Genomic DNA, 22375 nt, shown 5'->3' on the forward strand with positions numbered 1-22375 from the left:
AACCTAAATTTAAGTTATTACAAATATTGTTATTAATACATTTGTATTTTTAGTACAAAAATACCATTTTTTTGTACTTTAAACAAAAATTTATATTTAGTCACTGACCATTTATTACTGCTTCTATGGAATCCTAGAAGAAGCAGTACTTTTGGCAGAGGAATTTAGGATGGCTCTGACTCAAGGTGGGCGGGCAAATAAGGCAGGGAGAATTTTAGAAATTAATGTAGAAGCAATTTTAAATGGGCATAATTATTTCCAAGTCGGGAATTATGTCTCCAAAGAAATTGTATTAAATGCGGCTTTATTACCAAAACGCTATGGTAAAGAAGTTTATATTGGTACTGGAATTTATCATACCGATTTAAAGGTTGACTTTTATGTTGTTGGCTTACCTGCAATGCCATCTGGTTTGATTATCGAGTGCAAATGGCAAGAAAGTCCTGGTTCGGTGGATGAAAAGTTTCCTTATTTAAATATGAACATTCAGGATTATTACCCTGCACCAACTATCGTCATACTAGGTGGCGAAGGAATGCGAGAAGGTGCAAGTAAATGGCTAAAAGCAAGAGTTAATGATAACCACAATTTATTAGCAGTTTATAGCTTAGACAGATTCATTGCTTGGGGGAATAAAAATCTTTAGAAGCAGTCAGGAGTCAGGAGTCAGGAGTCAGGAGTCAGGAGTCAGAATTCAGGAGTCAGAATTCAGGAGTCAGAAGTCAGAATTCAGGAGTCAGAATCTGATATTTGTTGAGATTAAGATATGACACTTTATTAGACAAGAGTGCAAAAGTGTTTTTTGCACTCTTGTGGGTAAAGGTAAAATACCAAACCTTTCCCCCTTTCCCCTTACCCTTTTCCCGATTTCTCTAATAAGTCTACTATTGATAATTAAATATTATTTTCATTTATTCACTTGCCAGTTATATAAAATTTTGGCTGATTTCTGAATTCTGACTCCTGAATTCCTAATTATCAAAAGACGTAATTAATAGTTCATCAATTATGCCTCGATTTTTGATGTTTGAGTTAATGGAACGCGCTGCTTTAATTGTGTGTGTTTTAAAGTCGATTTCTCTATAAATTTGTTTAATAAATTCACTATCGGAATTACATACCATAACTTTAACACCACGACTTGCTAACTCTGCACAAGTATCTCGCAATATTTCTTGGTGTTTTGTACTAAAACAATTTTGACTATAAGCAGTAAAATAGCTAGTTTCACTTATAGGATAATAAGGGGGATCGAAAAATACAAAGTCATCACTACTAGTTGCATAATTTAGAACTTGTGTAAAATCTGCCTGTTGAATTTTTGCCTGAGAAAGTGCTTGCTTAGCTAGCCTCAATAAATTCTCCGGACAAATATTGGGATTATCATATCTACCTAATGGGACATTGAAATTGCCCTGGGAATTGACTCGATAAAGACCATTGAAGCAGGTTTTATTCAAATAAATAAAACGAGCAGCTTTTTCTAAATTATTTCCACCATAATAGTTTCTGACGCTATAATAATAATCTTTTGTATGTCGTTTTTTATGTTCTTTGAGGAGGAGAATTAATTCTTCAACATTATCTCGAACACAGCAATAAGTATTAATTAATTCGGCATTAATATCAGTTAAAATCGCTGTGGGTGGTTGCAAATAGAAAAAAACAGCGCCACCGCCTAAAAATGGTTCATAGTAATTTTGATAAGTCTTAGGAAAATAAGGAATATATTGCTGAATCAACTTACTTTTACCCCCTGCCCACTTCAAAAATGGACGCGGACTAGTTTCTTTGGGGATTTGAATAACCATTTCCTGAAAATTTTACCGAAATAATTGCTACTAAATATAGTTAATATAACTGACGAAGCATATTTTATATTAACTGAGTAATTTTCCAGCGCCATAGATTACAATTAAGTAGATAAAGCATATCAAAACAAACGTAAGTCTATAACAAGGCAGTTTACATTCAGATGTTTGACGGATTTTGGGATAACGTCTTTCGCTACCCCCGCTACTTTATTACTGTCCTCTTAGGGGTATTTCTCAACACCTTCGCGCCATTAGTGCCACTGTTGAAACGCCCAATCACCTTAATTGCACTTTTGGGTTTGTTTGTCAGTAGTCTAGTATTCGTGACTCTTACCTTACGTGCCATGCTGGGCTTAAGTACAATCTAGACAAGGGTGATGCTGTGGCTTCTGCCCTCAAAACAGTTGTTTTTGGCGTTACTGCCATCAGCTAGGTAAAATCTACCCAGCTTGCATTTATATCATGTCGTACAACCTCTTTTCGGAGGCTAAACTTTTATGGCTACAAATCGCCGCGTTTCCCGTGTTGCTGAACTGATTAAACGGGAAGTTAGCCAAATGCTACTCAACGGCATCAAGGATGACCGTGTGGGTACAGGAATGGTAAGCGTTACTGATGTTGATGTTTCCGGCGATCTCCAACACGCCAAAATCTACGTCAGCATCTACGGTACAGATGAAGCCAAGGCAGAAACAATGGCAGGCTTAAAGTCAGCCACGGGTTTTGTCCGTAGCGAACTTGGTGCTAGGGTACGGCTGCGTCGTACACCAGAGGTTATCTTTGTGGAAGATCGCTCCATAGAACGTGGTAATAAAGTACTGGCACTATTAAACCAGCTCAATAACCAGCGATCGCCAGAAAATTCTACACCAGTAAAAGACAGCACAGATGGAGATGATGAGGAATTTTCAGAATAAGTAACCCAAATAACAATGTAACTTCAGAACAAATCGATCTCAGCAAATTCGCCAAACACTTTACAGACGCGACCAAATTGCGTCTGTTTTAATGTGACTATAAGCAATGGGCATTGGGCATTGGGAAAAGGGGAAAGATTAAATTTATTCCTTTTCCCTTTAACCTTTAACCTTTTCCCCTTTTCGCCTTATCCCCCTGCCCCATCCCCCCTTCTATAGATGTTTATCTAAAAAAAACCATGTAATATCAGCGCTGAAATTAACCAAGTAATTACGAATTTGTTTAAGAAATTGTTAATAGTCGCTGGCTTAAAACCCTTCATGGTGTAATTTAGCCGTTAGTTTTGCCATAGTTTATACCCTAGTTGCTGCTAAATATCCTTATCTTGTTTACCTTCAGATAGATACCAGCACTTCTAGACACAGCTTTTAGGTGATTATTTGATCTGTGAGCGATCGCTTTGTCTACTCTTCTCACTAGCCAAATTACGTCTCAAGGCACTGATAGCAAAACTTTTAGACCCGTTGAATAAAAGCCACATCTCAACAGTAGTATGTTTAGTTAACTACTTTGACTTTGTTTTGTGAAGCGTATTTTTCGGAAATGTCAGCTTTTGTTGACTTTCTTAACATTTCTTGAGATAATTTCAGGATGTGTAGCGTCAAAATGAAATTAGTTCCGTATAGCAAACTACAAAAGCATAGCCACAAGTCAAATCCCTGTCATGTTTGTTCCTAATAGCTAGCGGGAACACTATCTAAGTGTTAATTTGTGAGTAAAAACCATGAGTGTGAATACGGTGCCTTCTATTAATTACTACTCTCTGGATGTCATCCAAGACGAAGCACGCCGACTGGTGCAAAAGGGAATGGTCAGCCGACAACAGCCAATATATACACTCTGCCAATACATCCCAGCGAGAGAGTGGGTTTGCGTTGAATGTGAACTAGAAAAATGTGACTTTTTGTTACGCGATCGCATTGGTGATTTGATTGGTCGTGAAGAATGGGACAACGACTAATCAATGTTTAATTTTAGATTTGAGATTGGGAGTTTATTTTTGGGATGTGATTTCACGAACGAGGATTTGACGCCCAATCTGGCATAATCTCTGGCTTTTGGTAAGCATTGCTCAATCTAGAATCTTGCGTCTTTCTTTAATACGGAAACATTAGAGTCTCAATTTATACAAGTTTTCAGGTGAATTTAGGCATCAAAACCAATATTTTTGGTGCTACAGCTTGAGTCTAGTATGTAGATTCTCTTACCGGAGTGGTTCTTAATAGTGAACTGCTCCGGTAATTTTTATAGAAATGGGGATGGGGCATGGGGCATGGAGCATGGGAAAAGGGAAAAGGGAAAGGGGAAAAGGGAAAAGGGAAAAGGGAAAAGGGAAAGGGGTAAGGGGAAAAGGGGAAAAGGGGAAAGATTAAATTTATTCCTTTTCCCTTTAACCTTTAACCTTTTCCCCATCTCCCCCTACCTCCCCATCTCCCCCTACCTCCCCATCTCCCTCATCCTACTTGGTCTAAATACTGATTTATATCATCAATGATGCGAGTCAATTCGGCTTCTGTAGTTATGCGGATGTTGATATTACGAACAGTCAGCAGGACTTTGGCTGCGAAGGGACTAGGCCAAATATTTGGATTACAGAAAACTTCTAAAAAGACTTCGCCAGTGTAACGATATTCCAGGGGGGGTTGGGGAGTCGCTTTAGCGCCGCCAGGAGTGGGTTTAGCAGCGACAGCCTTGAGGCGTTCCATTAACTGGTCTATTGCTGCCTTTAATTCTCGTGCTGCTTGGGGAGAAAAACTGAAGGACACAGAACCTTCAACTAAGTTGAGTGTTAGAGGAGTTGAAGACATTAGCTTTGTATTGAAACTGATTGGTAATTACTCATGTTACTGGAATAAGTAGTCATGTTAATGCTAAAAATATTCTCTTATTTGCAGAGCTAATATCAATGTTTATCTATTTTGTAGCGGTAATTATTTATAATAAATATCAATAAAATGAATAAAAATTTTTAGTTAAAGAGATAATTAATCCTTAATCTGTAAGAGTTTGATAAATTTTATTTGTGTTGATTGATGTTTTGAGTTTTACATTAGAAGTCATAGAACTTAATGCAATCAAAAATCTATGATTTCCGATAACCGTGCCGAAGTACGAAAAGTTTTAATTATCACCCTAATACTCAACCTGTTCGTAATGGGATTAAAAGCAATAGTTGGCTCCTGGACGGGTTCTTTAAGTTTATTAGCTGATGCTTTGCATAGTGTCACCGACAGTGCCAACAACGTTTTAGGATTAATTGCGAGTAAATTTTCTTCTCCCCAACCCGATCGCGAGCATCCTTACGGACACAGCAAGTTTGAAGCAGTGGGAGCATTAGGAATCGCAGCTTTTTTGGGGATAGCTTGTTTTGAAATTCTCCAGGGAGCAATTGAGCGAATTCTCAAGGGTGGCGAACTCGTGAAAATATCACTCCCTGAATTGTGGTTATTACTGATTGTACTGGGGATAAATATTTTTGTTGCGTTTTACGAACGTGGTGTAGGTAGGCGGGTAGGTAGCCCGATTCTCATTGCTGATGCGACACACACCATGAGCGATATTTGGGTAACAATTTCTGTAATTGGCGGCTTGATCGGAGTTTGGCTTGGTTATCAATGGATGGATGTGGTGTTAGCTTTTCCTGTAGCTTTGTTGGTATTTTGGAGCGGGTGGTCAGTTTTAAAAGAAAATTTACCTTGGCTGGTAGACCAAATGGCGATCGCACCAGAAGTAATTCACGCGATCGCTACTTCTGTTCCTGGTGTAATCAATTGTCATGATATCGCTTCTCGCGGTGTTGTTGGTCGTCAAGTGTTCATTGAAATGCATTTAATCGTAGAGGCACCAGATGTACAAACCGCCCACCAGATCACCGAACAAGTGGAAAGCTTATTAGAAGAACGGTTTCGTCCAGTGAGAATTTTAATTCACGTGGAACCACCAGGATACAAGTCTGAGCAAATTAGCTTTGAAAACAAGGAATAAAGGGTAGAGGAAAAATCACTATAATTTGTATTAATTGTTACAAGTATTAACCAAGTTTGCAACGATCGCCACTAGTTCGCTTGGATCTACTGGTTTAGATACATGCATCTGAAAGCCTGCTTCTAGGGCGGTGTTACGGTACTCGCGATCGCCATAGGCGGTTAAGGCGATGGCGGGAAGTTTGCCGTAAATGTCTGGTTGTAGCGTTCTGATTTTGCGAATCAGTGTGTAACCATCTTCATTAGGCATAGCGATATCACAGATCAAGATATCAGGCTGCAATTGAGGGAGTGCTTTTAATGCGGCCGCTGCCGATGCAACTGCTGTGACGGATGCTCCATCTGCCTCCAATACAGTTGTTACGTAGAAGCGGCTGTCCTCATCATCATCAACGACAAGGATGTTTAAGCCAGCAAGAGAGAGAGGAGGTTCCATAACACTTCCCTTCGAGTTGATAGAATAAAACTTAATTGCTCATGACCTACTTGTTTTACTTTCTCAGTGGCCACATCATTGGTCATTTTACTGCGAACCTGCCTATTTTTCTAGAAAATAACTCAACTCTTTGAGAGATTATTCAAGTTACAGCTAATTTTTCTTTGAGATTGATATTCTTGTCTAGATGAATTTATTTTTTCAAATGTCTAAATTCATTTAAGTAAATAGATTTCATTTTAATTAATTAACAGATTTTCACAGAATATTTGCAGCAAATAATTTTATAATAAATTTAAATTGTATTTCTGAAGATAGATTAAATCAAAAAATTGACAACTCAATTCCACACTATTTGTCGCCTGAGGTAAATTTCTCAGACGCTAGTCATTCATTGGTACTAAAACGTGAACAATAAAGATATTCGCATTCCCTTTGAAGTTGACCTGACTAACTGCGATCGCGAGCCAATTCACATTCCTGGCTATATTCAACCTCATGGACTTCTTTTGGCCTTAAAAGAACCAGAATTAACTATTCTCCAGTGCAGCAATAATACTTATTCTTTAATTGGCATCAACCCAGAAGAATTACTAAATCAACCTTTAAGCAATTTTTGGGAATCCGAACAAATAAATTTTTTGCAGGATTGTTTATATGAAAAAGATTTACAATTGGTCAATCCTCTAGAAATTAGCATAAAAATTGGAACTGAAGATTTACATTACGATGCTATTATTCATCGGAGCAATCAAATTTTAATTCTCGAATTAGAACCAGCATTTTTAAAAAAGACTAATGGATTTTTTAAATTCTACCATTCAGTAAAACAGGCTATATCTAAATTACAAATAGCATCAAATGTTATAGAACTCAGCCAAATTCTTGCTCAGGAAGTCAAAAAAATCACTGGTTTTGAACGAGTGATGGTTTATCGTTTTGATGAAGATTGGAATGGCGTTGTGATTGCCGAACAAAAGCCAGAATATCTGACTTCTTATTTAGGATTACACTATCCAGCTTCCGATATTCCCGTACAAGCTAGGGAACTCTACAGCCAAAATTGGTTGAGATTAATACCGAATGCTTACTATCAACCAGCAGCAATTTTGTCTACAAATAATCCTTTAACTGGGCAGCCTTTAGATTTAAGTAAGTCGGTTTTGCGAAGCGTTTCCCCTTTACACGTTGAGTATATGCATAATATGGGTGTAACGGCATCAATGTCAATTTCCATTATCAAAAACCAAAAATTATGGGGACTAATTGCTTGCCATCACCAATCGCCTAAATATGTTCCCTACGAAATTCGTAATGCCTGTGAATTTTTAGGACAAATTACCTCTGTAGAACTGAGTGCAAAAGAAGATAGTGAAGATAGCGAATATAAAATTAAATTGAAATCCGTTCATAGTAAGTTAGTCGAGTACATGTCCGCAGAAAAAAATTTTCTTGAAGGTTTAATTCAGTATCAACCGAATTTACTAAATCTTGTCAATGCCCAAGGAGCAGTGGTTTCTTTTGATAAAGAATACTTGACAATTGGCAACACTCCAGAAAAAGCAGATATTCAAAATTTAATTGAATGGATAGATCGCAACATCCAAGCAGAAATTTTTTACACTGACTCCCTATCAAAAATTTATCCAGAGGCAGAAAAATTCCGGGATGTAGCTAGTGGCTTCATGGCACTTTCATTTTCCAAAGTCCACAAAAACTATGTTTTGTGGTTTCGTCCAGAGGTAGTGCGGACTGTGAATTGGGGAGGTAATCCACATAAAGCCGTGGAAGTAACTGGAAATGGAAATTTGCGTCTATCACCCCGGAAATCCTTTGAGTTATGGAAAGAAACGGTACGCTTAAAATCTTTGAATTGGAAAACTTGTGAAGTGAATGCAGCACTGGAGTTGAGGAGCGCTATTATTGGTGTGGTGTTGCGAAAAGCAGATGAATTAGCGCAGTTAAATATCGAATTAAAACGTAGTAATAATGAATTAGATGCCTTTGCTTACATTGCTTCCCATGATTTGAAAGAACCACTGCGCGGTATTCATAATTATTCCAATTTTTTGATTGAAGATTACGGCGAAATTCTCAACGAAGAAGGTAGAGAAAAATTAAAAACTTTGATTCGTTTGACTCAGCGGATGGAAGATTTAATTGATTCGCTGCTACACTTTTCTCGCTTGGGAAGAGTGGATCTTTCTATGCAGCACACTGATATTAATGGTGTTGTACAGCGAAATTTAGATTTGTTGAGTGCCCGAATTGAGGAGATGAAGGTAGAAATTCGGATTCCTCGACCGTTACCAACAGTGTATTGCGATCGCGTCCAAGTAGGCGAAGTCTTCAATAATCTAATTGCCAACGCCATTAAATACAACGACAAACCTGAAAAATGGATTGAAATTGGCTATATTGAAGCTGCTGCACCTACACCAGCGATATTTTACGTCCGAGATAACGGCATTGGCATTCGAGAAAAACACTTTGAGGCAATTTTCCGCATCTTTAAACGGCTACACGGGCCAAGCAAATATGGTGGCGGTACAGGGGCGGGATTGACCATTACGAAAAAAATTGTGGAGCGACATGGCGGTAAAATCTGGGTGGAGTCAACCTACGGCGAAGGTAGTACATTTTATTTCACGTTATCAGCAGGAGACTGAATTCATGGTTGGCAAAACCGCCCAAGCTTTGCTGGTGATTGAAGACAGCGACGAAGACTTTGAAGCCTTATGTCGAGTCATGCGCCGACAAGCTGTGATTAATCCGATTTTTCGCTGCACTGATGGCGATGAAGCGCTGGACTTTCTTTACCACACAGGCGCTTTCACTGATTCTCAAAAGTTCCCTTCTCCCTCAATTATTTTGCTCGACCTGAATTTACCAGGAACCGATGGGCGAGAAGTTTTAGAGCAAATCAAGGAAGATAGAAATCTCAAAAATATTCCGGTGGTTGTATTTACCACCTCTTCTAACCCCAAAGATATTGAAGTATGCTATCGATATTGCATTGCTAGTTATATCCTAAAACCAATCGACATTAACAGATTGGTACAAACTATTCAAAGTTTCATAACTTATTGGTTAGATATTGTCATTCTCCCTGATACTCTTAGCAAGTAGTGATGGTGCAACCGCTAACCATTCTTATCATTGATGATTCTCCTGAAGACCGACAGGTTTATCGTCGCTATCTCCTGCAAGACCAAGAACACAGCTACACAATTCTCGAAGCAGAATTGGGAGAAGAGGCGTTGGCATTATGTCAACAGTTGCAACCTGAGGGCATATTATTAGATTTTTTGTTGCCAGACATGGATGGACTGGAATTTCTGGCGGAATTACAGCAACATGCAAAGGTAACTATGCCAGCTGTAATTATGTTGACAGGATATGGCAACGAATCCGTAGCTGTCCAGGCGATGAAAAGTGGCGTGCAAGATTATCTCATCAAGGGACAGACAACCGCAGAACGTTTGCGTTCTACTGTCTACTCAGCAATTAAAAATACTCGGTTACGCCAGCAACTACAACGCAGCGAGGAACGTTTTCGCACTTCTGTAGAAAATATGCTCGATTGTTTTGGCATTTACTCAGCTATTCGTAACGATAAAGGTGAAATACTTGATTTTGATGTTGATTATGTCAATGCCGCAGCTTGTGAATTTACCGGGATGAACAACGAAGAACAACTGGGCAAAGGACTGTGTGAAATTCTGCCGAATTTTCGAGCCAATGACTTATTTGATGACTGTTGCCAAGTTATAGAAACGGGTAATCCTTTGGCGAAAGAATCACTCATCTACACTTCAAATTTTGATAGTAACCAGCTACTAGCCAAAACCATCGATATTCGCATCACCAAAATGGGAGATGGGTTTGTTGCTTCTTGGCGGGATGTCACTGAGAAATACCAAGCACAAGAACGACTGCGCTCAAGTCAGGAGTTCATCGAACGCATTGCGGAAACTACTCCTGGAATTTTGTATGTTTACGATTTAGTTGAACAACAAAATGTCTACATTAATAGTCAAGTTAGTAAATTGCTTGGCTACACTCCAGAGCAAATTCAACAAATGGGAACGCAGTTTTTACCCAGACTTATGCATCCTGAGGATTTCGCTCGATTTCCTTGTTTATTCCAAGAACTTGGTTTAACTGAAGATAACAAGATTGTGGAAAATGAATATCGGATGCGACACGCCAATGGAGAATGGCGTTGGTTTTTTAGTAGAGATACGATATTCACCAGAAATCCTGATGGTTCCCCACACCAAATTATCGGTACAACCTTTGATATTACAGAACGCAAGCAAACCGAGGAACAGCTACGTTTGAGCAACGAGCGTTTTCAACTAGCAACAGCGGCGGTTAATTGCCTTATTTATGACTGGGATGTGATCAACGATAGAATTGAGAGAACTGAAGGAGTAACTAAAATTTTGGGTTACTCTTTAAAGGAAATACCAAAAACCCATCAATGGTGGAAAGAGCAAATTCATCCCGAAGATAGAGAGCGTTTAATCACTGAACTCCAAAGTATCATCTGTGCCAATGAAAATCATTATACAATTGAGTATCGGGCACGACACAAAGACCAGAAATATCGATATGTGTTGGATCGGGGATTGATTACAAGGGATGCTAATGGCCGGGTAATTAGGGCAGTAGGTAGCACCACAGATATTAGCCAACGCAAAGGTGCCGAAGTCGCTTTGCAAGAAAGTGAAGCTAAGTTCCGGCGTATTGTCGAGTCTAATATAGTTGGTATCTATTTCGGTGACTTCAGCGGCCGAGTCTATGAAGCAAACGACGCTTTCTTAGAAACTTTCGGTTACACCCGCGAAGATTTGGCAGCGGGAATCATCCACTGGAATTTCATGACACCTCCAGAATATCAAACCCTCGACCAACAAAAAATTCAAGAACTGCAAGTTTCTGGTGTTTGCACTCCTTTTGAGAAGGAATATCTTCACAAAAATGGCACTCGGATTCCTGTTTTACTAGGAATTGCCAGGATAGAAAGTACAAAGGACAATGGTTATAGCGTCTGTTTCGTTCTCGACCTCACCCAAAGCAAACGCACTGAACTTGCACTGCGTCAAAGCGAAGAACGCTACCGCTACTTATCCAATGCCATGCCACAGCTTGTCTGGATCTGCAATCCTCAAGGCCAATGCGAACATGTCAACGAACGCTGGTATGAATTTACTGGGCAACGGACTCAAGAGGCGATGGATTTTGGCTGGACAAAAGTTATCCATCCAGATGACATCGTAGCAGCTATGGAAGAATGGACTCAAGCTTTGGAAACAGGGGAACTTTACCAACAAGAAATCCGCTATCAAAAACGCGATGGTAACTATTCCTGGCATTTAGTCAGAGGTGTGCCCATCAAGGACGAACAAGGAACTATCATCAAGTGGTTTGGTACAAGTACGGATATTGACGATCGCAAACACTTAGAAGCCGAACGCAACCAATTTTTGCAACTTGAGCAAGCCGCCCGCGCCCAAGCTGAAGCTGCTAACCGCGCCAAAGATGAGTTTGTGGCAATGGTTTCCCACGATTTACGCTCTCCACTCAATGCCATTCTCGGCTGGGTACAACTGCTGCGGACTCGGAAATTTGATGAAGCCCACCTCACTAAAACTCTGGCAACCATCGAACGCAATGCCAGGTCTCAAGAAAAACTCCTAGAAGATTTGCTAAATATCTCTCGCATCCTCCAAGGCAAACTACAGCTTGAGGTTAGCCAAATTAATCTGGCGGTAATTGTCAGCGCTGCAATTGAAACTGCTTACCCATCGGCAAATGCCAAAAATATTTGCTTAGAGTCCAAAATTGACAGGTCAATTTTACCAATTTCCGGCGATATCAATCGTTTACTGCAAGTTATCGGTAATTTACTCGCCAATGCCATTAAATTCACCCCCTCAGGGGGAAAAGTAGAAATTAGTTTGTTTCGCAATGGCTCTCATGCCCAAATCTCAGTCAGCGATACAGGCATCGGCATTAGCCCAGAGTTTCTGCCCTATGTTTTTGAACGCTATCATCAAGGACATTCCACTCACAAACAAGGCGGCTTAGGACTGGGTTTAGCCATCGCTCGTCATCTTGTAGAATTACATGGCGGCTCTATTCAAGTTGCTAGTCCTGGCCTTGGACAAGGAGCTACCTTTTCCATCCAGCTGCCGTTATAAAAATTTAAAATTAATCACTTGAACTTGGCATTAATCAAAATAGTTATAGCAGTAGCCAATAATAACCAAGAATTTTAGGATATCAGAAAAGCTTGTAATTAGCCAACTCCTAAAACCAGGATTGTTGACTGTTAACCTTTGAGAGTCAACAGTCATTGAGAATTCCTCTATTCCCACTCAATGGTTCCAGGCGGCTTGGAGGTGATGTCGTAAACTACTCGATTTACCCCTTTGACTTCATTCACAATGCGAGTAGAAATCACTTCTAGTACATCGTAAGGCACTCTTGCCCAATCAGCAGTCATACCATCTTCACTAGTGACAATCCGTAAAACAATGGGATAAGCGTAGGTACGTTGGTCTCCCATAACGCCCACACTCCGAATTGGCAGCAATACTGCAAATGCTTGCCAGTAACTATGATACAAGCCGCGTTGGTTAATTTCTTGCCGCACAATTAAATCGGCATCGCGCAAAATATTTAAGCGTTCGGCGGTGACTTCACCCAGAATACGAATTGCCAAACCAGGGCCGGGGAATGGTTGGCGTTGGACAATTTCTTCTGGTAAACCAATGGAACGCCCTACTTTACGGACTTCATCTTTAAAGAGTTTCCGCAGTGGTTCCACTAATTTAAATCTTAAGTCTTTGGGCAAACCACCAACGTTGTGATGGCTCTTAATTTTCACTGCTACCCGTTCGCCAGTTTGGGGATCGACGTTGGTATCAGCCGATTCGATCACATCTGGATACAAAGTTCCTTGAGCTAGATAATCAAAGTGACCGAGACGTTTGGATGTTTCTTCAAAGACGCGAATGAATTCGTGACCGATGCGGCGACGTTTTTCTTCGGGATCTGTAACGCCAGCAATGGTGGCTAAAAAGCGATCGCGAGCCTTGACATATTCTACAGGAATATGAAACTGTTCTTGAAAAAGCTTCACCAATCGCTCTGGCTCGTACTTCCGCATAAAGCCTTGGTCGATAAACACACAAGTCAGTTGGTCGCCGATGGCTTTATATAACAAGAAGGCCAAAGTCGAAGAATCCACACCGCCAGACAATGCCAACAATACCCGCTTTTGACCAACTCTGGCGCGAATTTCCCGAATTGCTTCTTCCACAAAAGCCGCTGTTGTCCAAGTGGGTTCGCAATCGCAAATATGGTAGACAAAATTCCGAATTAATGCTATGCCCCCAACTGAATGTACCACCTCTGGATGAAATTGCACGCCGTAAAGTTTCCTTTCGTGGTCGGCAATGGCAGCGCAGGGGGTATTTTCTGTGTGTGCCAGCAATTCAAACCCAGATGGCATTTTGGTAACTGAGTCTTGGTGACTCATCCACATGGTGGTACCGTCTTCGACATTAGTGAGCAAATCTGTGGGATCGTCTATATGTAATGATGCTTTGCCATATTCGCCCCGGTCAGCCTTTGCTACTTCCCCACCGAGTTGATTCACCATCAGCTGCATCCCATAGCAAACACCCAAGATGGGTATGCCCAAATTCCAGATTTCTGGGTCGCAATGGGGAGCATTCTCGCCATAAACTGAACTTGGCCCGCCAGAGAGAATGATTCCCTTAGGATTGAGTTGGCGCAAATGTGCAGGACTAGTGCGATAAGACAAAACTTCAGAGTATACTTGAGTCTCGCGGATGCGACGGGCAATCAGCTCGGAATATTGAGAGCCGAAGTCCAAAATCACAATCAATTGGCGATTCAGCTGCCCAAGGTTTTCTAATATTTCGGCTGCTTGTTCTGTTGGTAGAGTCACCGCTGTGTTCATGACGGGGAGAGTTATGTCTGTGAAGGATAAATTGATGCCCTGTAATCTATAGCTTGATGCTATTATTCAGCCTGGGCAGGCTGATAATGGTATAAGAGACCTTGACAAACGCACCTTTATATGCGTTTGTCTGTTTCCGGAGTCGGAGATGGTATTAGAAGGATAAACTTACCCGAAAGTGATTACTTAAAAGGTTATTTATGTTAATTGTTTACGATTATTCATAATAAGTTAACATAATTTTCCCATTAGCAGACCAGCAGTTTTACTCTTCACGATAATTTTGCGATCATGATCGAAAAGCATGGAACCACAGACTGTAACATCTGTACCTCTTTGGCTGTGGCTTTGGATGTATTCTTGGCAACGCACATCGATAGTTTCGGCGATGGCGCTGTAAACTTGGTTTACCCAATGGCTACCTGTGGACGTGTCTAGGGATCGCAAGTATTTTAATGCGGCTTCAGCAGTAGGGCTGTCAAACACAGCTTGGATATCCGATGATTTTAAACCAGCGATGGCACAGTGGGCTGCTAAAATTTCCCGGCGTCCATCAGCTAAGTGGTGGTGGGTGTGAAAAATTCCTCCCGCTAACTTCATCAGTTTTCCGTGATAGCCAAATAATAAGATTTCTTGCACACCCAGCGCATCAGCTTCTACTAGCATTGGCCCAAGCCAGTTAGCAGTTTTCACCAATTGTTCGGGATTAATCCCTAGTTTACGCGCTAAATCTAGACCATTCTCGCCGATACAAAATACCAAACTTGCAAAACCACTGGCTTTATTTTGTAACTCTGCCCGAAAAGCTGCAAGTTGGTCTGGTGTACTCAAAGGTTGGGAAATACCTGTTGTGCCTAAAAGGGAAAGTCCTTCAACCACACCGAAAGCAGAATTGGAAGTTCTAACAGCAAGCGATCGCCCTTCGGGTAAAATAATCGTCACCGTGATTTTTTCTCCCGGTGTCAAAATTCGTTGTAAATTTTCTTGCAACAACCTTTGAGCATAAGCATAAATAGCCGGCCGTTCGTCAGCATTCGCTTGTTTACCAATTCCTTCCCCACCCTTAATAATTACCGCCTCTTCCACCGCAGACGCAAATACTAATTTCTTGGCGTCCCCGCGTAAGAGTGTCCCCGCGTCCCCGCGTCCTCTCCATTCCACCATTGCCCAAATAGGTGTATTTCTGGTCAAATCAAGATTATCACCAGGGTCGCTGCGGGTAATTGCTAAAGCACTATTTTCAGATAGTCCAGCTACCTGTTCGATTGGAATTTCTGCGATTTGGTTTGGTTCAATAAGATCTATCGACGCTATTGTTAATGATTGGCGATCGCGTAACCAGTGTAAAGCTGCAACGGCCGCAGCGCAGGCAAATACAGGAAGTGTGTATCCAGAACGGGACATTTTATAAATTCAACTTGACGCGATTTGCTCAAATGTAGTCTGGCTCTTAGTCTGCTGCTACACTAACACCAAAATACTTTCTACTTCACTATCTCCAAATTGGCTGATTATACCAAAGTTATTTCGCAGAATTTGGACAATTTTATAAATTGGGCTGTTGCCAATACGGAGATAGATAAATTTAGGTGGATTAGCTATTAGTTAGACTCCCACCTCTGATAATAGAAATTCCATCGCTTCCCAAGAAACTCCTTGTTGAATATAACGAGGGGCTTCAGGATTGTAAGGACTGGCCAGTCGGTCAATATTGAGAATAATTGCTTCATCTGGCAGAACCGGGACATCTAAATCGAATGCTGTTGGCTGCATCAAAGAACTAGAAAAACCTTTGAAAATTGCAATTGTATCTTCCTCGCCGGCAATTTCTACCGTTACCAATAAGACTTCTTGGGGGCGTTTAGTGGTGTATTGTTCCAGTCGTTTGCCAATGGAATTCATGTTTTGCAGTTGAAATTTTCAATTTTGCATTGAACCACAACAACAATTATTGAGGTGTAGCTGTGCGTCCCTGCTTGCCTAGCTTAATCAAAACAAAATAACTTAAGTACAGCACATAAATGACTAAAGTAGTTATGCCGAGAAAACCTAAAAATCCAGCTTTGCTATTAGCATGAAAATATTCTTTGAACAGTAACGGAGCCTCGAACCAGACGCGACAATATGGTGTTTTGAGGGCAGTGGTAGAAAAAGCACAATTTAAAAAAAGCGTAGAAGCCACTGCCCCTAAAAGGCAATAAACAGTTACCGCCCAGCGCCAAGAAGTAAAAATTAATTTTAAAAATCCAGTGGTTTGATACTCAATTTCATCGTTGAGATCCACCCAAAACCATAGCGAAATTGGTATCAAAATCTGAGCCATTAATGCAGAAATAAAGCTCACTGGATACTCGGCAATCATCAGATAAACTGTGATTACTAATAAGCTTGATACTCGCCAGTATATTGTTAATAAGCGTTGTATGCCTTCTGCCTTTTGCACAAATGCCCAAATCAGGATAATTAGGGGAATAATTACCAAAAATAATACTGCCAATCGATAATCAATCCAGACAAAAGGGCGAAACCAAATGTTATAATCCATATTTTTTTCAAATGATAATGACAAGGAGAATGTAGACTTCAGAATCGAGAATCAACAGCATGGAAGATTGAAATCAGGCATTAAAAAGCAAGTAGTGGAAATTTTTAAATTACCTAAATGGTGTACAAATTGGCATGATAAATTCTTCCAGTCAATCAACTCCGACATACTTCTAAGCTATTAACTATAGCAATTCTATACGTGTTCTCAGAAGAGGCAACGTGTTACAGGGGAGTCTCCATTGTAGTGACTGCCATCACGAAGATGTAAAAACAAAAAATTTACGTCTGATGTGAATTATCCTCGCCCGTCCGGGGCGGGCTAGAAGCCATTAGCGTCAACTTAAGCTCAAACTCTCGCCCCACAATCATTTTACCCCACCCCTTGGCAAGGGGAGGGGAGGTTTTGCGCCAGCAAAGCCGGGGTGGGGTAACGCGGGGTGAGCGAAAAAAGGTGTGGGAAGTGTGGGAAGTGTGGGGAGTGTGGGAAGTGTGGGAAGTGTGGGGAGTGTGGAGGGTAATTTTTTGGATACTTAGCTAGAAATCCCACACAAAATTTCGTTCACCCGGTAACGCGAAGCATGATGGTAAGTTAGTGAATTCAAAATCGCGTTTTTACAAGGGTTTCACGTTAAATTGACACCAATGGCTAGAAGCCCACCCCACAAGAAGTTTTATTGCGACATTTAAGACTTGCCACGCCAGTAGGGGCGCACAAATGCACACATTGGCGTCAACTTAACGCGAAACGGACGGTTAGAAACCGCGTCTACAGAGGCAAAATCCGCCTGCGTGGGTTAAATTCTCTTAGTCCACGCAGGCGGACTTTATTTGTGTAGTAGCAAATTCTATTTGCCAGGGCTTAAGTTTACACGTATGCACAAATGCACGCCCCTACAAGCAGTCAATTTGTTACATTTTTATTGTGTGTAAAAACTTACTTATTAATAAATCTGGGATTACCTGCTAACTAAACAAAAAATTTCTTAGTTTCAATTTACATGGAACTTTGAGTAGAAAATATTTCGTTACTAATGTTAACTGTTAACCGTTGATGGTTAACAGTCAACGTTCTAGAGCAGAATAATTTATTTTTAAAGTTCCCTAGTCATCATAAACCCGGCATTCAATTGCTTCTGGGTTATCATCGCAATATTGTTCTAGGGAATTTTTCGGCTTGTTTTGGCGTTGGTGAGAAGCTTCGGCTTGCAATTCTTCTACTGCATCCCAAGCAGCAGCACACTCTGGTGAGTTGCTACCGTTGATATCACAGACAGAACGCGCTTGTTCCACTTCTTTTTGGATTTGTTCTTGAATGCCGTTTGTTGCTGTTTCTTGAATGTTTGTCATTGTTTTAGTCTCGTTGTGTGTTGTTAGTACTAGTATAGAAAAACTTCAAAAATGACAGTTTTTGGTTTTATTACTAACTATTCTAACCATTTAGCTGATAATTAAGTTAGGGTTTGAGTCTATTGATTTTTCATCAATACAGCAGCCAGTGACATTTATAATACATTCACCTTTATTTTTTAAGATTTTATGGAATCAGTACTACAGATAGACAATCATACAATATATTTAGATGCATGTATTAGGGAATGACAACCCCGGTTTGCTGGGATGGTGAATACAAACAACAGGGGACAGCTCTTGTAGGATGCAATTCTTCCCAAAATGAAAAATCAAAAACTACTAGCCTAAAAAGCAAAAGAAGCCCAAAACTCATGGCAGACCAAATGCAGTGGGCAAACGCCCTATCAACCCATCATTCATTGGAAGCAGCAGTCGCAGATGTGGTACAACGAGCTGTCTCATCGTTAACAGTACCTGCGGATTTAGGGCTGGTATTCATTTCGTCTGCTTTTACAAGTGAGTATTCTCGATTATTACCTTTGTTGGCTGAGAAACTTGCTGTGCCGGTGCTAATTGGCTGTAGCGGTGGTGGTGTAATTGGAACAACGATTACTGGAGAAACGCAAGAACTAGAAGCTGAACCAGCTATCAGTTTGACTTTAGCGCACCTTCCAGGAGTGCAGGTGCGGGTATTTCATGTGATTGCTGAAGAACTACCGGATTTAGATAGTTCCCCTGATGCTTGGCTTGATTTGGTTGGTGTACCAGCATCACCCACACCCCAGTTCATTTTACTTTCTAGTTCCTTTGCTTCTGGAATCAATGATTTGTTGCAGGGGCTGGATTTTGCTTATCCAGGATCGGTGATAGTGGGGGGACAAGCTAGTGGTGGGGGTATGGGTGGTCGTGTTGCCTTATTTTGTAAGGATGACTATGGGGATTTGGGTCAAAGATTGTATCGTGAGGGAACCATTGGCATAGCTTTGACTGGAAATATTGTTTTGGAAACGATTGTCGCCCAAGGATGCAGGCCCATTGGCAAACCGTTGCAAGTCACCAAAGCCGATCGCAATATCATTCTAGAGTTAGATGAACAAGTACCTTTAATCGTGTTGAGAGATTTGATTGCCAGTCTCAGCGAACAAGAACGGACTTTAGCACAGCACTCTTTGTTTGTGGGTGTGGCAATGGATGAATTTAAGCTAGCTTTACAACAGGGAGACTTTTTAATTCGCGGTATCCTTGGTGTAGATCCTACAGCAGGAGCGATCGCAATTGGCGATCGCGTTCGTCCCGGTCAAAGACTGCAATTCCACCTCCGCGACGCCCAAGCCTCCGCCGAAGATTTAGAATTACTCCTCCAAAGCTATCAAGACCAACGCAACACCGAACCCTCTGCCGTAGCTGCTTTAATGTTTGCCTGCTTGGGAAGAGGTGAAGGACTATATGGTAAACCCAATTTTGATTCCGAACTTTTTCGGCGCTACATCAAAGATATTCCCGTAGGCGGCTTTTTCTGCGGCGGTGAAATCGGCCCTGTTGGCGGCAGAACCTTCCTACACGCCTATACTTCAGCGTTTGGAATTTGTCGGCAAAATCAGTCCTAAGTTAAAAGTTGGGAGTTAGGAGTTAAAAGTTAGGAGTTAGGAGTTAGGAGTGAGGAGTTATGAGTTGGGAGTTAAAAATTAGGAGTTGGGAGTTAAAAATTAGGAGTTGGGAGTTGGGAGTTATGAGTTATGAGTTATGAATTGGAAGTTATGAGTTGAAATATTTAACTCCTCACTCCTCACTCCTCACTCCTCACTCCTCACTCCTCACTCCTCACTCCTCATTCCTCACTCCTCATTCCTCACTCCTGAGTTTTAACTCCTGTCTAGCAAAAGTGTGCTGTTATTATCAATCATAGTTAGGGTTCCACCAGCGGCTATGCCTGGGTTGGAATGTGATGCACCGTAAGTTTGAATGTAGTGGCGTACTTCTTGTGGGAAATGCGGGTAGTCTAAAACGGCATCGCCGTCGGCAATGGTGGCCCAGAAATCACGTAGGCTAGGAGCTAATTCTTTGGCCTGTGATAATGGTAAGTTTAACGGAGAGTTGGTTAGTAGTTTGATTAAAAAGGGGAAAGAGCGATCGCCCATCCACTGCCTTGATAAGTGCTGTAAGTCGGGAAAATCGGGCACTGATTCTACTCTATGGGATAAAATTTGTAACCATTCTCTACCTTGGCGATCGCGACGAAATTCTAGCACGCGATAAGGATGAGGATAGCTAACTAAAGAGCCAGTGGTAATATCATATACTCCTCGGTCGTAAGCAACATCCTGGACGTGCAAATGCCCCGTAAATACTAACTTGACTCCGTAGCGCCTGAGTAACTGCAATAATTCTGCTGAATTCGCCAGCATATAGCGATTTGCCAGTGGGTGACGCGATTGATTGGGTAAATGCTCAACCACATTATGATGCACCATCACCAAAATTAATTCATCACTGGATGCCGCTAGCACTTCTTCTAACCAGCGTAGCTGTTTGCTATCCAAACGTCCCACCTGCTCGCCTTGGTCGTTAAAAGAGTTAGAATTCAGTCCAATCAGCTTGACTCCAGGTAGCAACTCACGAATGTAGTAAATCTGTCGCGGATCTTCATAGCCACACTTGGTGTAAAAGTAGGGAAAATCCGCAAAAGCAATTGATTGCTCATTGGCCAACACTACGGGAACATCATGATTGCCAGGAACAACATAGGCGGGAAAAGGTAGCTTAGCTAAGCGCTGTTGCAACCAAGCGTGATTTTCTCTTTCGCCGTGCTGGGTTAAATCTCCTGGCAACAACAGAAAATCTAAATCGAGTTGTGTTAAATGTTCTAGTACACTTTCAAAAGCCGAGATGCTGACTTCCACCAGATGAAACCGACTAGGATGATTCCAGATTGTGTGGGGAAGTGCTAGGTGTAAGTCACTGACGATCGCAAAGCGAAAATTGAGAGTCATCGATTTAGGAAAATGTTAAAAGAAGGAGCTAAAACAAGTCTTTTCCAAAAAGTATAACCCTTACTTTATATTCCTGCTCAGCAGTGCGCTCATTTAACATTTGTACACATTGAGCATCGATTACACGCTATAGTAACAATTGACTTTAAAACCTACCAGATGTATTCAATTTGAAAAAATCAAAAAAATATGAACAAAATAGAATTCAAGAGTCAAGACTCAGAATTCAGAATTAATTTTAGATGAATGGCCGATGTAGCTTGCTTTTTCATAGCAGTATAAACAGTTTTAATATCCATCACATCTAGGATTTGATGGTCTTCAATCAGCGATAAATTCAGAACCTCCACTAATTGCATTCTAACTTCTGAGTTCTGAATTCTGAATTCTGAATTCTGAGTTCTGAATTCTTCTTCAAGACTAAAAATTACGAATTAGGAGAGTAAATTTTGGCAGCAGTCCGAGTCCGCCAGCATGTGAACCCACTTGCCCAAAAGTATCAAACACCAGTAAGTCCTCTTGAGTGGGAAAAAGTTTATGCCAAGCCAAATCAATCTCTACATTTAGATATTGGCTGTGCTAAAGGACTGTTTTTGTTGAATATGGCCAAGATAGAACCAAACTGGAATTTTCTCGGCTTAGAAATTCGGGAACCGCTAGTGGTGGAGGCCAATAAATTACGTTCTCAGTTAGCTTTAACAAATTTGCATTACTTATTTTGCAATGTCAATAATTCCTTGAAATCGCTTTTATCTTCATTACCTCCGGGAAGTTTGCAACGGGTGACAATTCAATTTCCCGATCCTTGGTTTAAAACCCGCCATGCGAAACGTCGTGTAGTCCAACCCGAACTAGTGGCAGAATTAGCTAATTATCTGGCGGTTGGGGGAGTTGTATTTCTGCAATCCGATATGGAATTTGTGGCTGTGGAAATGCGCGATCGCTTTGCCGTTCACCCAGCTTATCAGCAAGTCGGTACAGAAGAATGGCTAGCCGCAAACCCCCTACCAGTAGCCACAGAGCGAGAAATATATACTCAAAATAAGGGCGAACCTGTTTACCGCGCTTTGTTTATCAGGCGAGACACTGGGAATCAACAACAATAACAGCGCCATCTCCAGACAAAAAAGTTTTTAGGGCATAAATGTTTTAGTTGCTGTTCAAAATTTGAATTGCAGCGTAGGCGTAGCCAGCCGTAGGCATCGCTTTTGTCTTCAATAAAGACAGCAATTTTCCCTTATCTCCTCATCTCCCCATCTCCTCATCTCCCCATCTCC

Annotated in this window: 21 protein-coding genes; 11 read left to right on the forward strand and 10 right to left on the reverse strand. The window is 41.0% G+C overall.

Annotation, left to right across the window (positions count from 1 at the left end; all coding sequences use genetic code 11):
* Nucleotides 1-169: 169 nt before the first annotated feature.
* Nucleotides 170-646: a PD-(D/E)XK nuclease superfamily protein gene (locus VF06_RS28855; protein WP_099068285.1), complete on the forward strand. Its 477-nt coding sequence runs from the start codon at nucleotides 170-172 to the stop codon at nucleotides 644-646.
* A gap of 325 nt (nucleotides 647-971) precedes the next feature.
* Here VF06_RS28855 and VF06_RS28860 read toward each other — a convergent pair whose 3' ends face one another.
* Nucleotides 972-1811, reverse strand: coding sequence for a DNA adenine methylase (locus VF06_RS28860; protein ID WP_099068286.1), 840 nt, complete (start codon nucleotides 1809-1811; stop codon nucleotides 972-974).
* A 164-nt stretch (nucleotides 1812-1975) separates the two neighbouring features.
* Here VF06_RS28860 and VF06_RS28865 point away from each other — a divergent pair, with 164 nt between their 5' ends.
* The 3 genes from VF06_RS28865 (at nucleotide 1976) to VF06_RS28875 (ending at nucleotide 3753) form a co-directional block, all read left to right on the forward strand.
* Nucleotides 1976-2182: a DUF751 family protein gene (locus tag VF06_RS28865; protein WP_099068287.1), complete on the forward strand. Its 207-nt coding sequence runs from the start codon at nucleotides 1976-1978 to the stop codon at nucleotides 2180-2182.
* 129 nt (nucleotides 2183-2311) lie between these two features.
* Nucleotides 2312-2731: a 30S ribosome-binding factor RbfA gene (gene rbfA / locus VF06_RS28870; protein ID WP_099068288.1), complete on the forward strand. Its 420-nt coding sequence runs from the start codon at nucleotides 2312-2314 to the stop codon at nucleotides 2729-2731.
* A 785-nt stretch (nucleotides 2732-3516) separates the two neighbouring features.
* On the forward strand, nucleotides 3517-3753 hold the full coding sequence (locus tag VF06_RS28875) for a DUF4327 family protein (RefSeq protein ID WP_096537447.1): 237 nt from the start codon (nucleotides 3517-3519) through the stop codon (nucleotides 3751-3753).
* Between the two features lie 493 nt (nucleotides 3754-4246).
* On the opposite strand, the gene VF06_RS28880 is transcribed toward VF06_RS28875, so the two are convergent.
* Entirely contained in the window at nucleotides 4247-4600 is a 354-nt protein-coding gene (locus tag VF06_RS28880; RefSeq protein ID WP_099068289.1) for a hypothetical protein, read from the reverse strand.
* Nucleotides 4601-4877: 277 nt separating this feature from the next.
* Between VF06_RS28880 and cdf31 the strand changes: the two genes are divergently transcribed.
* On the forward strand, nucleotides 4878-5777 hold the full coding sequence (gene cdf31 / locus VF06_RS28885; protein ID WP_099068290.1) for a CDF family zinc efflux transporter Cdf31: 900 nt from the start codon (nucleotides 4878-4880) through the stop codon (nucleotides 5775-5777).
* Nucleotides 5778-5807: 30 nt separating this feature from the next.
* On the opposite strand, the gene VF06_RS28890 is transcribed toward cdf31, so the two are convergent.
* Nucleotides 5808-6212: a response regulator gene (locus VF06_RS28890; protein ID WP_099068291.1), complete on the reverse strand. Its 405-nt coding sequence runs from the start codon at nucleotides 6210-6212 to the stop codon at nucleotides 5808-5810.
* Between the two features lie 407 nt (nucleotides 6213-6619).
* On the opposite strand from VF06_RS28890, the gene VF06_RS28895 reads away from it, so the two are divergent.
* Genes VF06_RS28895 through VF06_RS28905 form a run of 3 tightly spaced genes read left to right on the forward strand, consistent with a single transcriptional unit; the run spans nucleotide 6620 to nucleotide 12421 of the window.
* Nucleotides 6620-8881 carry a sensor histidine kinase gene (locus tag VF06_RS28895; protein WP_099068292.1) on the forward strand — a complete coding sequence of 754 codons (2262 nt, stop codon included), beginning with the start codon at nucleotides 6620-6622 and terminating at the stop codon, nucleotides 8879-8881.
* A 4-nt stretch (nucleotides 8882-8885) separates the two neighbouring features.
* Nucleotides 8886-9341 carry a response regulator gene (locus VF06_RS28900; RefSeq protein WP_099068293.1) on the forward strand — a complete coding sequence of 152 codons (456 nt, stop codon included), beginning with the start codon at nucleotides 8886-8888 and terminating at the stop codon, nucleotides 9339-9341.
* Between the two features lie 2 nt (nucleotides 9342-9343).
* Entirely contained in the window at nucleotides 9344-12421 is a 3078-nt protein-coding gene (locus VF06_RS28905) for a PAS domain S-box protein (RefSeq protein WP_099068294.1), read from the forward strand.
* A 167-nt stretch (nucleotides 12422-12588) separates the two neighbouring features.
* On the opposite strand, the gene guaA is transcribed toward VF06_RS28905, so the two are convergent.
* From guaA to VF06_RS28925, 4 genes are all read right to left on the reverse strand, one after another.
* Nucleotides 12589-14211 (reverse strand): glutamine-hydrolyzing GMP synthase, encoded by a 1623-nt coding sequence (guaA, locus tag VF06_RS28910; protein ID WP_099068295.1) that lies wholly within the window; start codon nucleotides 14209-14211, stop codon nucleotides 12589-12591.
* 231 nt (nucleotides 14212-14442) lie between these two features.
* Nucleotides 14443-15615 carry a cobalt-precorrin-5B (C(1))-methyltransferase CbiD gene (gene cbiD / locus VF06_RS28915; protein ID WP_099068296.1) on the reverse strand — a complete coding sequence of 391 codons (1173 nt, stop codon included), beginning with the start codon at nucleotides 15613-15615 and terminating at the stop codon, nucleotides 14443-14445.
* A 201-nt stretch (nucleotides 15616-15816) separates the two neighbouring features.
* Nucleotides 15817-16113, reverse strand: a complete 297-nt coding sequence (locus VF06_RS28920) for a DUF7734 family protein (RefSeq protein WP_099068297.1) — start codon at nucleotides 16111-16113, stop codon at nucleotides 15817-15819.
* Nucleotides 16114-16159: 46 nt separating this feature from the next.
* Nucleotides 16160-16756 (reverse strand): DUF3177 family protein, encoded by a 597-nt coding sequence (locus tag VF06_RS28925; RefSeq protein WP_099068298.1) that lies wholly within the window; start codon nucleotides 16754-16756, stop codon nucleotides 16160-16162.
* 405 nt (nucleotides 16757-17161) lie between these two features.
* Here VF06_RS28925 and VF06_RS43000 point away from each other — a divergent pair, with 405 nt between their 5' ends.
* Nucleotides 17162-17296 carry a hypothetical protein gene (locus tag VF06_RS43000; RefSeq protein ID WP_257207674.1) on the forward strand — a complete coding sequence of 45 codons (135 nt, stop codon included), beginning with the start codon at nucleotides 17162-17164 and terminating at the stop codon, nucleotides 17294-17296.
* 563 nt (nucleotides 17297-17859) lie between these two features.
* Here VF06_RS43000 and VF06_RS28930 read toward each other — a convergent pair.
* Entirely contained in the window at nucleotides 17860-18105 is a 246-nt protein-coding gene (locus VF06_RS28930; protein ID WP_099068299.1) for a Calvin cycle protein CP12, read from the reverse strand.
* 374 nt (nucleotides 18106-18479) lie between these two features.
* Between VF06_RS28930 and VF06_RS28935 the strand changes: the two genes are divergently transcribed.
* On the forward strand, nucleotides 18480-19715 hold the full coding sequence (locus tag VF06_RS28935) for an FIST signal transduction protein (RefSeq protein WP_099068318.1): 1236 nt from the start codon (nucleotides 18480-18482) through the stop codon (nucleotides 19713-19715).
* 255 nt (nucleotides 19716-19970) lie between these two features.
* Here VF06_RS28935 and VF06_RS28940 read toward each other — a convergent pair whose 3' ends face one another.
* Both VF06_RS28940 and VF06_RS41400 read right to left on the reverse strand, forming a co-directional pair.
* Nucleotides 19971-21098, reverse strand: coding sequence for a metallophosphoesterase family protein (locus VF06_RS28940; RefSeq protein WP_099068300.1), 1128 nt, complete (start codon nucleotides 21096-21098; stop codon nucleotides 19971-19973).
* A gap of 212 nt (nucleotides 21099-21310) precedes the next feature.
* Nucleotides 21311-21457 carry a hypothetical protein gene (locus VF06_RS41400; protein ID WP_180267572.1) on the reverse strand — a complete coding sequence of 49 codons (147 nt, stop codon included), beginning with the start codon at nucleotides 21455-21457 and terminating at the stop codon, nucleotides 21311-21313.
* Between the two features lie 90 nt (nucleotides 21458-21547).
* Here VF06_RS41400 and trmB point away from each other — a divergent pair, with 90 nt between their 5' ends.
* A complete protein-coding gene (gene trmB, locus VF06_RS28945; protein ID WP_099068301.1) occupies nucleotides 21548-22204 on the forward strand; it encodes a tRNA (guanosine(46)-N7)-methyltransferase TrmB in 657 nt (218 codons plus the stop codon).
* The last annotated feature ends 171 nt before the right edge of the window (nucleotides 22205-22375 follow it).

Origin of the sequence: Nostoc linckia z4 (assembly GCF_002608075.1) — a bacterium.
GTDB lineage: Bacteria > Cyanobacteriota > Cyanobacteriia > Cyanobacteriales > Nostocaceae > Nostoc > Nostoc linckia.

Excerpts from the sequence above, each read along its gene's own strand:
- VF06_RS28855 (WP_099068285.1), top strand. The coding sequence starts at position 170 with ATGGCTCTGACTCAAGGTGGGCGGGCAAATAAGGCAGGGAGAATTTTA.
- VF06_RS28860 (WP_099068286.1), bottom strand. The coding sequence starts at position 1,811 with ATGGTTATTCAAATCCCCAAAGAAACTAGTCCGCGTCCATTTTTGAAG.
- VF06_RS28865 (WP_099068287.1), top strand. The coding sequence starts at position 1,976 with ATGTTTGACGGATTTTGGGATAACGTCTTTCGCTACCCCCGCTACTTT.
- rbfA (WP_099068288.1), top strand. The coding sequence starts at position 2,312 with ATGGCTACAAATCGCCGCGTTTCCCGTGTTGCTGAACTGATTAAACGG.
- VF06_RS28875 (WP_096537447.1), top strand. The coding sequence starts at position 3,517 with ATGAGTGTGAATACGGTGCCTTCTATTAATTACTACTCTCTGGATGTC.
- VF06_RS28880 (WP_099068289.1), bottom strand. The coding sequence starts at position 4,600 with ATGTCTTCAACTCCTCTAACACTCAACTTAGTTGAAGGTTCTGTGTCC.
- cdf31 (WP_099068290.1), top strand. The coding sequence starts at position 4,878 with ATGATTTCCGATAACCGTGCCGAAGTACGAAAAGTTTTAATTATCACC.
- VF06_RS28890 (WP_099068291.1), bottom strand. The coding sequence starts at position 6,212 with ATGGAACCTCCTCTCTCTCTTGCTGGCTTAAACATCCTTGTCGTTGAT.
- VF06_RS28900 (WP_099068293.1), top strand. The coding sequence starts at position 8,886 with ATGGTTGGCAAAACCGCCCAAGCTTTGCTGGTGATTGAAGACAGCGAC.
- VF06_RS28905 (WP_099068294.1), top strand. The coding sequence starts at position 9,344 with ATGGTGCAACCGCTAACCATTCTTATCATTGATGATTCTCCTGAAGAC.
- guaA (WP_099068295.1), bottom strand. The coding sequence starts at position 14,211 with ATGAACACAGCGGTGACTCTACCAACAGAACAAGCAGCCGAAATATTA.
- cbiD (WP_099068296.1), bottom strand. The coding sequence starts at position 15,615 with ATGTCCCGTTCTGGATACACACTTCCTGTATTTGCCTGCGCTGCGGCC.
- VF06_RS28920 (WP_099068297.1), bottom strand. The coding sequence starts at position 16,113 with ATGAATTCCATTGGCAAACGACTGGAACAATACACCACTAAACGCCCC.
- VF06_RS28925 (WP_099068298.1), bottom strand. The coding sequence starts at position 16,756 with ATGGATTATAACATTTGGTTTCGCCCTTTTGTCTGGATTGATTATCGA.
- VF06_RS28930 (WP_099068299.1), bottom strand. The coding sequence starts at position 18,105 with ATGACAAACATTCAAGAAACAGCAACAAACGGCATTCAAGAACAAATC.
- VF06_RS28935 (WP_099068318.1), top strand. The coding sequence starts at position 18,480 with ATGGCAGACCAAATGCAGTGGGCAAACGCCCTATCAACCCATCATTCA.
- VF06_RS28940 (WP_099068300.1), bottom strand. The coding sequence starts at position 21,098 with ATGACTCTCAATTTTCGCTTTGCGATCGTCAGTGACTTACACCTAGCA.
- VF06_RS41400 (WP_180267572.1), bottom strand. The coding sequence starts at position 21,457 with ATGCAATTAGTGGAGGTTCTGAATTTATCGCTGATTGAAGACCATCAA.